11 protein-coding genes are annotated in these 14340 nt (G+C 43.1%); 8 read left to right on the top strand and 3 right to left on the bottom strand.

Going from position 1 to position 14340, the window contains the following annotated elements; genetic code table 11:
* Positions 1 to 62 precede the first annotated feature (62 nt).
* The gene (locus tag PNC201_RS20715) at positions 63 to 2120 is read right to left on the bottom strand and encodes a winged helix-turn-helix domain-containing protein (protein ID WP_233525259.1); all 2058 of its coding nucleotides are present in this window, start codon (positions 2118 to 2120) and stop codon (positions 63 to 65) included.
* Positions 2121 to 2456: 336 nt separating this feature from the next.
* On the opposite strand from PNC201_RS20715, the gene PNC201_RS20710 reads away from it, so the two are divergent.
* On the top strand, positions 2457 to 5492 hold the full coding sequence (locus PNC201_RS20710; RefSeq protein WP_102058274.1) for a TonB-dependent receptor domain-containing protein: 3036 nt from the start codon (positions 2457 to 2459) through the stop codon (positions 5490 to 5492).
* Positions 5493 to 5538: 46 nt separating this feature from the next.
* On the opposite strand, the gene PNC201_RS20705 is transcribed toward PNC201_RS20710, so the two are convergent.
* Complete coding sequence (locus PNC201_RS20705; protein WP_102058273.1) at positions 5539 to 6696, bottom strand: serine hydrolase domain-containing protein; 1158 nt, start codon at positions 6694 to 6696, stop codon at positions 5539 to 5541.
* A gap of 246 nt (positions 6697 to 6942) precedes the next feature.
* Here PNC201_RS20705 and PNC201_RS20700 point away from each other — a divergent pair, with 246 nt between their 5' ends.
* The 4 genes from PNC201_RS20700 to PNC201_RS20685 are packed head-to-tail and all read left to right on the top strand — an operon-like array spanning position 6943 to position 10070.
* On the top strand, positions 6943 to 7734 hold the full coding sequence (locus PNC201_RS20700) for a MipA/OmpV family protein (RefSeq protein ID WP_010603906.1): 792 nt from the start codon (positions 6943 to 6945) through the stop codon (positions 7732 to 7734).
* A gap of 10 nt (positions 7735 to 7744) precedes the next feature.
* On the top strand, positions 7745 to 8116 hold the full coding sequence (locus tag PNC201_RS20695; RefSeq protein ID WP_102058272.1) for a DUF3019 domain-containing protein: 372 nt from the start codon (positions 7745 to 7747) through the stop codon (positions 8114 to 8116).
* A gap of 8 nt (positions 8117 to 8124) precedes the next feature.
* Positions 8125 to 8817 (top strand): response regulator transcription factor, encoded by a 693-nt coding sequence (locus PNC201_RS20690; RefSeq protein WP_102058271.1) that lies wholly within the window; start codon positions 8125 to 8127, stop codon positions 8815 to 8817.
* Complete coding sequence (locus PNC201_RS20685) at positions 8817 to 10070, top strand: sensor histidine kinase (protein ID WP_102058270.1); 1254 nt, start codon at positions 8817 to 8819, stop codon at positions 10068 to 10070. Before PNC201_RS20690 ends, PNC201_RS20685 begins: the two co-directional genes overlap by 1 nt.
* Before the next feature lie 91 nt (positions 10071 to 10161).
* On the opposite strand, the gene PNC201_RS20680 is transcribed toward PNC201_RS20685, so the two are convergent.
* Positions 10162 to 12162, bottom strand: coding sequence for a beta-propeller domain-containing protein (locus tag PNC201_RS20680; protein ID WP_102058269.1), 2001 nt, complete (start codon positions 12160 to 12162; stop codon positions 10162 to 10164).
* Positions 12163 to 12391: 229 nt separating this feature from the next.
* Between PNC201_RS20680 and PNC201_RS20675 the strand changes: the two genes are divergently transcribed.
* Genes PNC201_RS20675 through PNC201_RS20665 form a run of 3 tightly spaced genes read left to right on the top strand, consistent with a single transcriptional unit; the run spans position 12392 to position 14335 of the window.
* Positions 12392 to 13267 carry a MipA/OmpV family protein gene (locus PNC201_RS20675; RefSeq protein WP_233525258.1) on the top strand — a complete coding sequence of 292 codons (876 nt, stop codon included), beginning with the start codon at positions 12392 to 12394 and terminating at the stop codon, positions 13265 to 13267.
* Complete coding sequence (locus tag PNC201_RS20670; RefSeq protein WP_227388036.1) at positions 13242 to 13646, top strand: DUF3019 domain-containing protein; 405 nt, start codon at positions 13242 to 13244, stop codon at positions 13644 to 13646. Before PNC201_RS20675 ends, PNC201_RS20670 begins: the two co-directional genes overlap by 26 nt.
* A complete protein-coding gene (locus PNC201_RS20665; RefSeq protein ID WP_010603913.1) occupies positions 13646 to 14335 on the top strand; it encodes a response regulator in 690 nt (229 codons plus the stop codon). The genes PNC201_RS20670 and PNC201_RS20665 overlap by 1 nt, the downstream gene beginning before the upstream one ends.
* Positions 14336 to 14340: the final 5 nt, after the last annotated feature.

Raw genomic sequence — 14340 nt, 5'->3', positions numbered from 1 at the left:
CGTCCTTAAAATTAGGGCTAAATGCCTATATTTTGTTACTTAACCAAAAGTCACTATTAGTGCTACATTTGGATTCGTTTTATATCCACTTGCGGGATTTCATAACCGGTAAATAGCAGCCATTGTTTTTCTGCTATGTATGTAAGACCGCGACTTCGGCTAAAGCTGCGCTCTGGAACTCGGATAATATCTTTGTGCGCATTATTGGCAAAGTCAAAATAGCTAATACGAAAATCACCACGCTGAACATACAAATAATAGAGCCCTGAATCAGAAACAGACCAACTTGCACTTGAGGCCAAATGTGCATTTTTAAATAAAAGCGTTTTGTCTCCAGTTGTAATCTCCATACGCCACATTTCTTGCGGTTCGCTTTTATATACATACAACACCCCATTATGTTCAACTACGGTGGTGCCCGCCGTTAACTTCACTGGTTCGCTTTTTGAATCAACAAAAACGCGAAATACATTATTACCATCAGAAATATAAATTGAGCTGCCATCTTGAGACCAACTGGGTTTACCGTGATATTTAAGCCCTGTTTCTAACCGTGTCACTTGTTGAGTAACCATGTCCAAAAGTTGAAGTTGACTTCCTTTATGTGACTTTGTCGTGAAAATCGCTTTAGTACCATCCGGGGACCAAGCAGGATGCATTGCCTGTAGTCCCAGCGCAGTCAGCTGTTTTCGTTGATCACCTTCCAAATTAGAAACCCAGATTTCATCAAATCCTGATTGATTGGACACGAAAAGTAAACGCTCCGATACCGATGAGTAACTGGGATAACGAAAACTAGTTTGTGACTGTAGTAGTGGAAAGGGTGAACTGGCAACTTGCGCATTAAGGTCAAGCTTCATAATGGAGGTATTAATATTCCAATCATGAAAATACAAATATCCAGAACGACTAAAGCTTGGGTAACTTAGGCCATCAAATGGTAGCGTCCCTAACACTTTACCATCGAGCGCCAGTTTATATGCCGTACGAGCACCATGTTCAATCGAGGATACAACTAAATAATCATCAGTTGGATGCCAGCTTATTCCCCGTAAATCGTCATGCCCGCTTAGTAGAGTAATTTCCTTCCCAGTCTCTAGACTTTTTAAATATAAATTCTCAAGCCCATTGGGTAGGTTTCGACTAATCACTATTCGCTTGGCGTCGGGTGAAAGAGCTATGCTCTCAAGCTCACTCCCCTGACAATCTAACTCACAGCCCAACTCAGTTGCTGTTTTATCATTTAAATTCAATAAGGTTACTTTTGGGTTACCAGCTGGCTGCTTGGCGATAAATCCAAGGAGGTTTTTCTCTGCAGAATAAGTTAAAACGGTTGTTATGTCTGCAACACAGTTTGCTATTTTTGACTTTTTACCCGTCACTACATGTAACGACTTGATGGTACATTTCCCTGCATGTTTCTCTATATAAAATAAGGTTTGATTATCTCGGCTCCATACTGACACGGATGCATTTTCAGGACCATCAGTTAGCGCCTTAAGAGGGGCTTCTGGTTTCAGTAAGTTCTTTAAATATAACCCTGCATGGCTCCCAAACTTACGCCATGCAAATGCCAAGTATCGTTCATCCGGAGAGGTGCTAGGAAATAACTCACGACCTGGAAAGTCTGTTACTTCTTCAAGTTGTTGCTTAGGCTGGAAAACTTGAAAATAAAGAAAGGCAATAAATACAATCAATAATATTGCCACAACACCAACTGCTTGCGTCGATAAAGTCGAGCTTTGCTTAGTGGGTGTATCGCAGGCTTCTATAAAAATGGGTTCAATCTTTAATCTATATCCAGACTTTCTTATCGTTTCTATTATTTCGTAATCTTCCTTGTCACTCCCATCTTCGCTGGCGCTACTCAGTGCTTTGAAAGTTTTGCGAAGATGCCAAATGGCATTGGTAAGTGCTTTCTCTCCAACAAATAGATTCCCTCCCCAAACCTCTTTTATTATTTCTTCTCTCGCAACAACGTTCGGATAAGCACGCGCTAGTACCGTCAGCACTTCAATAAATTTTGGTTGCACGCAACATACCTGTCCTTTACTGGATAGTATATGTCCAACCGGATCAATATTGACATGTAGTAACTGATAAGTCGCGCTGTGCTGCATTTTTCCAACCATGAGTAAACACGATGTAAATCATACCTAAATTAGCGACCAAAAGACAAAATTAACGCGATAAACATCATGATAGAAATTCACTTCCACCCTCAAAAAACAATATAAACAATTGAATTTAATGCTTATTTTTCAATAGATATTAAATAGAGATAAAAACGTCAAAGAATAGATGTCGAATTTATTGCGTGAACATTAGCGATAGTCACAATGGGTAAAATGAGAAGCCGTAGTTTTTTGTAGTTTAATCAGCACAATAAGATACGTACTTCTTTCTTCAAGCCCCAAAAATAAACAACAATCAGAAATTAAAAAAGAGGGACTCCCGTGTCACCTAACAATAATATTAAATTACTCGCCCTATCTATCGCGCTCGCCTGCAGCAATATGGCAACTGCCGAAGAGCAACAAATCGACCGTCAGCAAGTTGAACAAAATAATGCGGTAGTTAAAGCACAAAATGAAGATAAATCACTAGAAAAGATCGTCGTCACCGGTTCTCGCATCAAACGTGATAGCTTTTCAGTGTCAACCCCTATCGCCACAATGGGAGCCGAGTCGCTAAATGATGCAGGTTTAGGTTCGCTTTCAGATATTCTTTTTGAAGAAATGCCCCAAGTGAGTGAGGGGACCGGTAATGGTAACTCGCAAAGCAGTGTGCAAAATACCGGACTTTCAACTATCGACTTGCGCGAATTGGGTGTTAGCCGAACACTGACTTTGATCGACGGAAGAAGAGTCGTATCCAACAGCTATTCGGGTAACTATGTCAGCCTATCAACCATCCCTAAAGGTATGGTTGAGCGAGTTGAAATTATCACTGGAGGCGCTTCTGCAGCGTATGGCTCCGATGCCATTGCAGGTGTCGTTAATATTATTACTCAACAAGACCAGGAAGGGGCAACATTTAGTGCCCGAGGCGGTGAAAGTACCGAAGGTGGCGCTCAGGAATACACAATAAGTGCGGACTACGGCACAACTTACCATGATGGCAGAGGCTACCTTTTCATTAGTACCTCATACGACGAAGAAAAAGGATTGAGCTACTGGGACAGGAAACGTGCTCAGCAACAAGATAGCTGGGATTATGATGATGATCGTATGTGCAATGTAATGCTCACAGCAAACTACGATCCAGATACCAAAAGCGCTTACCGTTGCATGAAAGATATTGATAAATCACAATGGACTAGTTTGAGCGACTCTATCCCTGGTGGTGTATTTGATGAGTCAAGTAGCACTAAGCCAAACTCAGGTTTTTGGTATGATGGCACAACCTTACGCGACGATTGGCAAGAAGAGCTCCATGGTATCCACATCAACCAGTTCACTATGTTGAGAGTACCGGACAAAGACCTCTCTGCGGCAGTAAAAACAGAGTATGAGTTTGACTCGGGTACTGAAGCTTACTTTCAAATGCAATACAGCCGAAATACCTCGCGCAACGTAAAGTCGCCTGAAAGCGAGGATGAATGTGATGCGATTGTTACCTATGATCCAAATAGCAGTCAATTTGGCTCAGACTGTATGGGTCGGATTCCGTATGATAACCCCTATATGCCAGAAGCAATTCGTGCAGAGGCTAGCTCCAAAGGCGTGAAGTGGGATCGGCTATTCACCGAAGTGGGAAATATAATCACTAGTAATGAGAGAACAACTATCAGATCTTGGGGTGGGTTACGTGGTTATATTTGGAATGACTGGGAGTGGGACGTTTCTGTTGGCTACGGCAAATTTAAGCAAGAGCAAACCCGCAGTAACGAAATTTACGTTGCACGAGTCAAACAAGCGCTAAATGCTGAACGCCTTGATGATGGTACGGTTCAGTGTAAAGATGAGCAAGCACGTAGCCAAGGCTGTGTACCAATCAACCTTTTCGGCGAAGGCTCGATCACACCTGAAGCGGCGGATTATATTCGCGCTAATCCCGCTATTACGACTGATATAGACCAAGTGACTATTTCTGGCTTTATTACTGGTGATTTATTTGAACTTCCAGCGGGCTCTGTTGGCTCGGCATTTGGCTTTGAATATCGAAAAGACACGCAGAGCGTATCAACTAACGTGCCAAATGGTGGCGTAACATTTAACTATGTGCCCACATTTGAAGGCGATGTGAGTGTTCGTGAAATCTTCGGTGAGTTGTCACTGCCACTATTAAAAGACGCACCGATGGCCAAGTCACTTAGCGCCGAGGTCTCTGCACGTATTGCAGATTACAGCTGGGCAAATACGGGATTAATCCAAAGCTACAAAGCAGGTTTCATTTACGAACCAATCGAAGGCTACTCTATTCGTGCTAATTGGGCTCGAGCAATGAGAGCTCCAACAATAACAGAGCTAATGTCACCACCTCGTGGAGACTATGATAGCTTTGATGATATCTGTGATGGTGTTACCGCGACGTCAACAGATGCAGGCCACGACAACTGCCGCAAAGATGCGGGAATACAAGCCGCTATCGCCGCTGAAGGTACTTTTGAAGACGAAAATAACGGCTACTCACCTAATTCAGGAAATAGCGAGCTGTTTGAGGAAACCGCAGATACTATCACCATTGGCTTATCTTTAGCGCCTTCCTTTGCACCGGATTTTAGAATTGCGCTAGATTACTACGACATTCAAATTGATGATGCGGTAAGCTCACTTGCTAACGAAGACATCATTAAGTTCTGTTATGCATCATCAATGGAATTCGGTGACGGTAACGAGTTTTGTCGTGATGTTAAACGCGATGAAGAAGGCCAGATTTATGAAGTTAATCAACGTGTCATTAATACCGATGAGATCCGCACTAAAGGTTACGACATCGCACTCGAATATGTGTATGACGCTAGCGACTACGGTAGCTTTAAGGTGAAAGCAGACTGGACACATGTTATCGAATACTCAATCACCAGTACGGGTCCTGATGGACAATACGAAGACCTTTATGAAGGCTACCTCAGCACCGATATCTTTGAAGACAAAGGCGCTATTTCACTAACTTGGTATAAGAATGACTGGCGTGTACGCTTTAGCACAAAATATAAAGGTGCAGTGGAAGCCAGCCGTTCGAGATATGAAGACTGGCAAGCTGCTATCGAGAAGAATAATGAACGCTGTGCAACAGGCGAAACAACCTGTATAGCCAATCCAGAGCCCCTATGGCAAGGTGCACTGCCATCAGTAACGACTCATAGCTTAACGGTAAACTACAGCATGGAGCTAGGCGATAACCGCACTCTCTCTGTTTATGGTGGTGTGAATAACCTGTTCGACGAAAAAGGTCCGTTCATCGTCGGCGGTACAGGTAATTTTGATAGCGCCTATGGCTCAGGTGTTGGCCGTTTTGCGTTTATTGGAGCAAAATACCAGTTTTAGACTTCTGCATTGATCCGAGGGGCTACCACTGAGTAGCCCCTTATCTTTACAAACCAAAAAGTGTATCGCGTAACTTATCTGAGATTTTGTCAATCTCTGCATTGCATTGGTTGTAGCCTTGGCAATTAATAATTGCACTCATAACCATGTTTTTTGACGGCAGATACCAATTTAACGTCGCATACCCAATCTCAGCACCGTTATGATGATAAACAGGTTCATTTCCGACGTGCTCACTAAAGATACCCATGCTGTATTGCTGTCCGGTGACATCAGTATCCACCCATACGGATTCTCCTAGCAATTGCTCACGCACATTAGCGGGAATATCTGGGCTCGTTATCATGATTTTAAATAAGTCACCAAGATCCTTAGCCGTCGATACAATCGGTGCATCAGCCACACCAATATTGGCATAGTAAGGTTGCGTATTAATTTCATTGCCCTCATCATCAACAAAGTACCCTGATGCAATTTCACCAAACGCCTTTTCGATCCCTCCATAACTCATACTACTTAAGCCAAATGGTTCAAAGATATACTCACGCATCGCCTTTGAGTGATGCTCCCCCAAAACTTTATCCATAATTAGGCCCGCCAATAAATACCCAGTATTAGAATATTTCCACGCAGCTCCGGGTTTGAAATTGGCGTCTTGATTGAGAGCAAACTGCAGTGCAAAGCTGTCCGTTTTTATTAAGTCTGGCTGTTGTAATACTGCAGCAAAAAATTCACCGTTAGCATCATTGAGATAATCATATAATCCAGCCGTATGATTGAGTAACTGCCGAACATACATTTCGTCACTGTTTTCTATCTGTTGTAAAAGTTCGTGAGACAAATAGTCACTTATCGGTGCATCTAGATCTAATAACTGTTGTTCATGCAACATCGCCATTAAGAGCGCAGTTACTTTTTTACCCGCACTGCCATTTGGGATCCTAGCGTCCGTGGTCATGGGTATCGTATTTTCTTTATCTGCTAACCCTGCAGCACCATAAAATTGAAGCGTAGGCGAGTCAATATAGAGCACAATACCAGGGATACCCGCTTCAACACTTTGTTCGAGCATCGCTTGAAAATCAACTTCGGCTACGGGAGGAGAGACAGGGCTCGGTTTAGGGTTAGACGTCGACTGACTATCATTACAGCCAAATAACGACAGTCCACCACACAATAATGTGACCAGTTTTAGTGTTCTCATGAGAAATACCTCGTTTCGTTTAAGTGATAAAACAATAACTAAGGTATGTACGCCATGCTGTCTCTGACTTTTTCAAAATGTATCAAACAGTAACGACTTCCTTTATTTTCATGCATAATGTCAGACCATTATGGAAGGCCAGAACAAGCTTGATACAATTCGATACAACTTGCAGAAAGTCGATACAGCTATACTCGCTTACACTCACTACAGTAACTAGCAAATTAATAACTAATAGAAATTGCTATGAAAACACATTTATTGATTGCAGCCTCACTTATGGCCGCAAGTGCAGCGCAGGCCAAAAGCACTGACGCAAAAAAAGAAGGTCACGGCTATTTGGCCATTGGTTACGGGATCAATTACAACAGCGATATTTACAATAATGCCGAGACCTCGCTTTCGCCCACTGTACATGGCGCCTACTATTTTAGTAATGGTCTATTTGTCGAGTTTCCAGGCCGCGCTGAGAAGTATGACCCAGCACTTGCACTCGGTTATCAGTTTTATGAAACAGAAAATTGGGAATTTGATGCCCTACTCTCAACCGCTCATGGGCGAATAAATTACCGTTTTGGCGGGACTCGCTATGAGCTAAACACTTCGTCTTATCTTGGGGTAAGAGCTACAGGGAATGTATTTGGCTTACAAATTAGAGCTATTGTTGCACCAAAAGTGATTAACTCAGATTATTCAGATGGTCGCTACGCTTCATTATGGATCTCTAAGCCTTGGCAATACAAAAACTGGCACTTTTATAGCGCAGTCGGTGCACAATACCGAAACTCAGCCATGTTAGATTATTACTACGGTGGCGCACCATTTAAAGATTACGATGCCAAAGGTGGGGCTAATCTTGGGGTAAAGCTCGGATTTTCACGCGCTTTAACAGAAAATTGGATAGTCGATGGCCACGTCAGCTACACCAAATATGCATCAGGTATTATGGATAGCCCTATCACTAAAGCAATTGTCAGTTTTAACGATAGAATTGAGCACGGTGAAAGCATTGGCCTGTCACTTAGCTACGTATTTTAAGGAGCTAAATATGAAAAAACGACTATTTGGCTTAGCCCTACTCGCTATGCAAACTCAAGCGAAAGAAGAAATTAAAGTCCCCGTATGGACCGTAAAACCAGGGCAATGTGTTGCGCTCGAACAAGGTCAGCAATGTTTTATCGACCTCTCAGTGACCTGGCAAACCTCTGTGACCGGTAACTTTTGTCTCCATGCCGATGAAAAAGAGCTGGTTTGTTGGCAGCAGCAAAAAACCGCGAGTTGGCAAGGCGAGATTTTAGTTGAGAAAGATTTGCTCATTACCTTAGAAGATAACAAGGATATTCTCGCAAGCTATGCTCTGCAATATGCTTGGGTGTTTAAACAACAAAAAAGTAACGCCGTGCGTTGGCGACTTTTCTAGGAGTAGTTGTGGTAGCCGAGTTAGTCCTAATAGAAGACGATAAAGAGTTGGCCCAGTGGCTGAGTGATTACCTATCTACCAAAGGATTTTCAGTGCGGCTATATCATGATGGTCAAGACGGGCTGGAGCACGTTTTAGCCTCTCCCCCCGACTTGGTGATTTTAGATGGTATGCTGCCAAGTTTAGATGGCTTTGAAGTCTGCAAGCAACTGCGTCTGTCGCTCAGCACCCCAATTTTGATGCTCACCGCACGGGATGAGGAAATTGACGAAATTATCGGCTTAGAAATGGGGGCTGACGACTACCTCAAAAAACCTGTAAGAGGCCGGTTATTAGAAACTCGTATCAAAGCGCTATTAAGGCGTCATCAACCTCAACACCAAGCGCCCAAAGCAACACTTGAGTTTGGCACACTCTACATTAATAAAGAAGATAGGAACGTTACCCTTGCAAAGCAGCCAGTTAACTTATCCAGCAATGAGTTTGATGCGCTTTGGGTACTTGCCAGTAAAGCCGGACAAATTGTTACCCGAGATGAGCTTACTAAAGCACTCAGAGGATTTGATTATGATGGGTTTGACCGCTCTATAGATTTGCGTATTTCGCGCTTGAGAAAGAAGCTAGGTGACGATGGCCAAGACCCATTTAAAATAAAAACGGTATGGGGTAAAGGATATCAGTTGGCGAAGGACGTGTGGTAATGTGGCGCTTTGTGTTTGCTTTACTGACCATCTTAACGCTTACAAGCGTTATCACAGGTCAGGTGTTTGATAAGCTTATCGCCGCATCCTCCGAGAGTAATGAAGCGCATTACGATCCACTTAGCACAACCGCACCAATTATTGCCGCAATGGCTAAAGACAACATACCTGAGTCACAAATTACTGCGCTTCCACTGCACCAAACAATAACCGCTCAACTTATACCAAGGGCCGACTATCCACTCCCTGCGAGCTTAAGCAGCACACTCTCACAACAGCGACTTATTTACCTCGAAAGCGAATCATCAGTAAGCGCTTGCATACTTACAAGCCAAGATAATATATATATCTTGACAATGCCGAAGCAATTCCAGACTAAATATGGCCTGCTCATGACCTTGTTGTTTTACACTATCGTTCTGATTGTTGTCGTCGCCTTTTTAACCCCATTTATTGCTAGGCTGTTAAAGCTCAAAAATGCCGCACATCAGCTGGGTAAGGGCGAACTCAACGCCCGCGTGCAAGTCGGTACGGTATGGTACTTAAAGGATATTGAGCAAGCGTTTAATCAAATGGCACGACAAATAGCCGGGTTAATGACTGACATGAAGCTATTAAGCAGCGGACTTTCTCATGAATTACGTACGCCACTTGCAAGGGTAAGAATGGGGCTAGACACACTGGTTGAAACTCATGATGATGAGCTGCGGGCACAGTACGAAAATAGGATTAACCAAAACCTTGATGAAATGGAGCAAGTGATTGATGCTATTTTAGATTACGCAAGATTGCAGCACCGCCTTGACGACGTGGAACTTCAGCCTGTTGACTTGAATGCGATGGCTCACCTGTTAGCCAATAACGCCCACCATCATGACTTAACACTAAAACTTTCGTCAAAACCTTGCTGGATAATCGGTGAAGGTCAGTACTTACGCATGTTAATCAATAACTTACTATCTAACGCGATAAAATATGCCAACGCTAAAATATCACTAGAAACCCGAGTCGATAATGACAAGGTTAAGCTTATTATTGAAGACGACGGGATAGGTATAAGTAACGAGGTTCGAGACAAAGTGTTACTACCATTTTATCGCGACAGTTCTCAATTACAATCAGGGTATGGTATTGGCTTAGCCTTTGTGCAACGTATAGTCACTCGTTTTGGCGGTACCATTGTAATTCAAAAAAGCCCCGCGCTGGGCGGGGCCAAAATCACTGTTTCGCTGATACAGACTCAGCAAAAGTAACGTTAACTCTGAAGCTGTGGTAAGCAGTGCTACAGTTCACCGCTTGGCAACAAAACAGTGTACAACAACCTAATATTCAAAGGGAGTTAGGTTAATGTGGTCCACTGTTGTCAGCAGGCGTTTGCCAATTACTCTGCCACACGTAGTTGCCATGGATATAAAGCAGTTTATCAGCCTGAATAAGCCCTCTATCTGCTTCGGTATACCCGAGTGCTTTGTCACTCTCTATGGGCGTTGCTACCTCGGCACGGCTACACCCGCGATAACTGAGTGTTGAGTCCACACCGTGGATAATTTCAAATGCGGCGAGATAGTTTTGGCTATACCAGTTATAACTACTTTCATTCACTTGCTCTGTATTCCAGTAAACAATCGGCAAAGTGAACCGAGTTACTGAGGCATTGTCTTTTAGCATGGCCAAAGCGCGATAATCATATTCCAGCGGTGTAAACCCCCCTGCAAATGTATGATCTTTTAATAGCTTGGGTTCAGCAGGATTTGCAACATCAAACAAACTCACTTTGGTGCCGGGCTTCACGTTTCCATCAGGGTCTCCAAGGTGCTGACCTACCCCAAGAAGCAAACCGTCACCAACAGGGTGCAAATAAGAAGAGAAACCGGGGATCTCTAAACTTCCCGCGATTTTAGGCTGTGATGCGTCAGATAAGTCCAGAACGTAGAGAGGATCTATTTGTCTAAAGGTCACGATATAAGCTGTATCGTTAAAATATCTAACCGCATAAATATCTTCATCCACAAGCCCCGTATCCGGATTAACCTTGCCAATAGGGGTTGGATTTTGGCTATTTGGTAGCGTCGCCACAGTGTTGAGTTCATTCCCTTCTGGTTTGAGCATATACAACTTATGGCTATTACCGATATCTGTATCATACTGACTCGTTACTACGCGCAGAACGCCATCTTTTTCATCAAATCGAGTCGCAGCCATCGTCTCGCTGACACGAGCAAGTTGACCTTCCACCTCACCTGTTGCTTGGTACGTCACCCCTTCGTCCGTTAACAATAACTTATGTAATACTATGCCTGATGGATCCCAGATTGATGTGTTGACATCACCATCACTGCCATTAAACGAGTAATTGTAAAGATACACTGCTGTTGCAGACATATAAAAACCAAAGGTGCGCGTGCTGACGCAAGTTGTTTTCACCTCATCAGGATTGCGAATGTCAATCTCAGTCACTGTTGTTAAGCCATTATATCCATCTTGCGCGGTAGCATCTGCTGGCAAATAACAGCCATCTGCGGCAACCAGTGGCGCTACACTTCCTTGCTTTAAATTTCTAAATTGGGGTAATAAATCGTTAATGTTAGTATCCATTAAGCGATTGTAGCTTGCTACTTTGTCATTAGGATTAAAATCACTATAGCTCAGCGTATGATCTGCAATAACGTAAAGTTTATCACCAATCAACCGACTCCCCACCAATGAACCATCTATTTGAAAACGCTTTTCCACCTCAGCTTGCGCTGGTAGGGCAACATCACTAAAAGCAAGTTCAATCACACCTTGATAGTTCACCTCGGGGAGCACATCTAGTTCAGACATATCATCAGCAAAATCATACTCATGATCCATTAATACGCTAATGAGCTGATTGTCCTGAAGGTAAAGATTTTGGCTGGCAAATTCAGAATCTGACACCGCTAATTGATTAACTTGGGTTGGTACATCGCTGGCATTGGTGTCCAAGATCCGTACAAAGGTCTTGCTGTCTGCGTCTTGATATGCGACACCCGTTGAGCCTGCAATAAACAAATATCGACCATCAAACTTAACTCGGTCACTCTCTGACACCCCATTAACCAGTTGATTAGTACCTGAATAAGGCGCACTATCCGTTGTTGAGGGGTTTTCCAAATCGTCACCATGACTCAATCCACCACTGGCAACGAAAATACCGTTTTTGATAAACTGACTAAACTGAGCCGAAGAGGCCGCCTTTAACGGAGCCGAGCTATTATTAAGGGCGTTAAGTTCTGGTAATTTGTCTTCATTGTTGTCACTACTACCACCGCATGCACAAAGACCAGCGGCAAGCGGAAGACTGAGCCATATTTTGCATTTCATGATATGTTTCCTTGTAAGTTAAGTGCCAACGTAAGCCTAAACTTTCACACTAAAATTTCTGTTATCTTCGCAACTTGTTTTGTTATTTAATGTTACCCTTTCTGGTAATTTGTACGCCGACTGGTAAATTACACTAGTAGCTATTTTGCGCTGTGATTGACAGACTTTCGGTGAGAGAGAGTAGCTGTTGAGCACAGTGCGAAGCCCAACCCCAATATCGGAGTTCCAGTTGAATAAGTTTTTAATGGCCTTAGCCTTGCTGATTACCACTCAGGTAAATGCCACAGCGGTGCCATGTGACGCCAATGACAGCGAGTGTACGCCAGTCGATGAATGGCGATTTGGCATTGCGCTTGGCGGCGGCGTGATCTCCAACCCACTCCATGACGGTGAAAATATTCCCTTGGTTGTTGTGCCCTATATTAGTTATTACGGTGAACACCTCTTTCTTGATAATGGGACTTTGGGCTATACCTTTCACTACACTGATAAATTTGATCTTAGCTTGATCGGCACGTTTAATACCGAGCAGGCCTATTTCGAAAAATTTCACCCGAGTAATATATTCGTGCAAAAAATGGGGTTTGATGCCAGCAATGAGCTACCTGGCGGTGAATTTGCCGCAGAGCAAACCGCTATCTCCTTAGACGATATCGAATCGAGAAAATGGGCCATAGATGGCGGCGTTTTAGCCCACTGGATAATAAGTGATAGCGTAAAAATCAGCGCATCATGGCTCACCGATATCACCAACACTTATCAAGGTTACAATGCCGATGTTGGGGTTAGCTATCGTTTTAGGTTCAATAATTCACCTAACACTTATGTGTTTATTAAAGCGGGGCTAAAATGGAAAAGTCGACAACTGGTGGACTATTACTACGGCATAGACAAAGCGGATACACCGAATAGTGAGCTATGGTATAAAGGCAGTTCAAGCTTCCAGCCTTATGTTAGCTTTGCCTACTCTTATCCCGTAAGTGAGTCTTGGACCTTCAAATTTAACGCTAAATATCAGCAACTTGATAGCACAATGACAGATAGCCCGATAGTCGAGGATAGCTATACCGCGACGGTTTTTGTCGGGGGAAAATATGAATTTTAGGCTGTACTTAATCACAATTATAATTTTCAGCGCACCAAGTAAAGCTTTAACCAAACCCAACAATGGCATTAAATTAGAAATAAAACCTATTACATGTATGGTGAAACAAGCAGGGCAACGCTGCGAAATGACGGCAAAAATTGCTTGGCAATCGCCCGCTAAAATGGACCTCTGTTTATTTCAGGAAAAACAAAAATTACAATGCTGGGAGCAGGCCAAGGAGGCAAAATCAACACAAATTATCCACCTCTCAAAGTCCATGCTCTTTACCCTAAAAGATGCTAAAAATAATGTTGTTGCAAAACAAAATATTGAAGTACACACAAGCGTCAACCAACAATATAGACGCAAACTCAGAAGCGATTGGAGTGTGTTTTAATGGCCAAGGTATTACTTGTCGAAGATGATGTAAAACTAGCGGAGTTAACCGCAAAGTTCTTAATCCATAATGGCTTTGAAGTCGTTCAATTACACAATGGTATTAACGCCATTAAAGCGATAGAAGCCGAAAAACCAGATATTTTAATTTTAGATATTATGCTTCCAGGCCTTGATGGTTTTTCTATTTGCAAAGCTGCACGCGGTGATTTTAAAGGGCCGGTTTTATTTCTTACCGCCAAAGATAGCGACTTCGACCATGTAAAAGGACTTGAAATTGGTGCTGATGATTACATTATCAAGCCCGTTGAGCCATATGTGCTACTTGCCCGCTTGAATGCGCTATTAAGACGCACACAAAATGATGAAGTTCAGTCTGACTCCATTACCTTAGGGGAATTACAAATAGATAAATCGGACCGTAAGGTCTACTTGGCAGGTGACGAAGTTGAACTAACCAGTTATGAATTTGATTTACTAAAGACATTGGCAGGCCATGCGGGCGAAACGCTGAGTCGAGACTATATCTATAAACATGTTGTTGGCCGCGAATATGACGGATTAGATAGAAGCGTTGATGTACGTATTAGCCGTTTACGTAAAAAACTTGGCGACAATCTAGAGCAACCTGCAAGGCTTATTACCGTGTGGGGCAAGGGCTACCTCTGCTCTAAGTCTGCTTGGGGCTAGTGTAT

The sequence above is a fragment of the Pseudoalteromonas sp. NC201 genome (assembly GCF_002850255.1).
Lineage (GTDB): Bacteria > Pseudomonadota > Gammaproteobacteria > Enterobacterales > Alteromonadaceae > Pseudoalteromonas.
This window is presented reverse-complemented; position numbering and strand designations above follow the sequence as displayed.

Excerpts from the sequence above, each read along its gene's own strand:
- PNC201_RS20705 (WP_102058273.1), bottom strand. The coding sequence starts at position 6,696 with ATGAGAACACTAAAACTGGTCACATTATTGTGTGGTGGACTGTCGTTA.
- PNC201_RS20715 (WP_233525259.1), bottom strand. The coding sequence starts at position 2,120 with ATGCAGCACAGCGCGACTTATCAGTTACTACATGTCAATATTGATCCG.
- PNC201_RS20680 (WP_102058269.1), bottom strand. The coding sequence starts at position 12,162 with ATGAAATGCAAAATATGGCTCAGTCTTCCGCTTGCCGCTGGTCTTTGT.
- PNC201_RS20665 (WP_010603913.1), top strand. The coding sequence starts at position 13,646 with ATGGCCAAGGTATTACTTGTCGAAGATGATGTAAAACTAGCGGAGTTA.
- PNC201_RS20700 (WP_010603906.1), top strand. The coding sequence starts at position 6,943 with ATGAAAACACATTTATTGATTGCAGCCTCACTTATGGCCGCAAGTGCA.
- PNC201_RS20695 (WP_102058272.1), top strand. The coding sequence starts at position 7,745 with ATGAAAAAACGACTATTTGGCTTAGCCCTACTCGCTATGCAAACTCAA.
- PNC201_RS20685 (WP_102058270.1), top strand. The coding sequence starts at position 8,817 with ATGTGGCGCTTTGTGTTTGCTTTACTGACCATCTTAACGCTTACAAGC.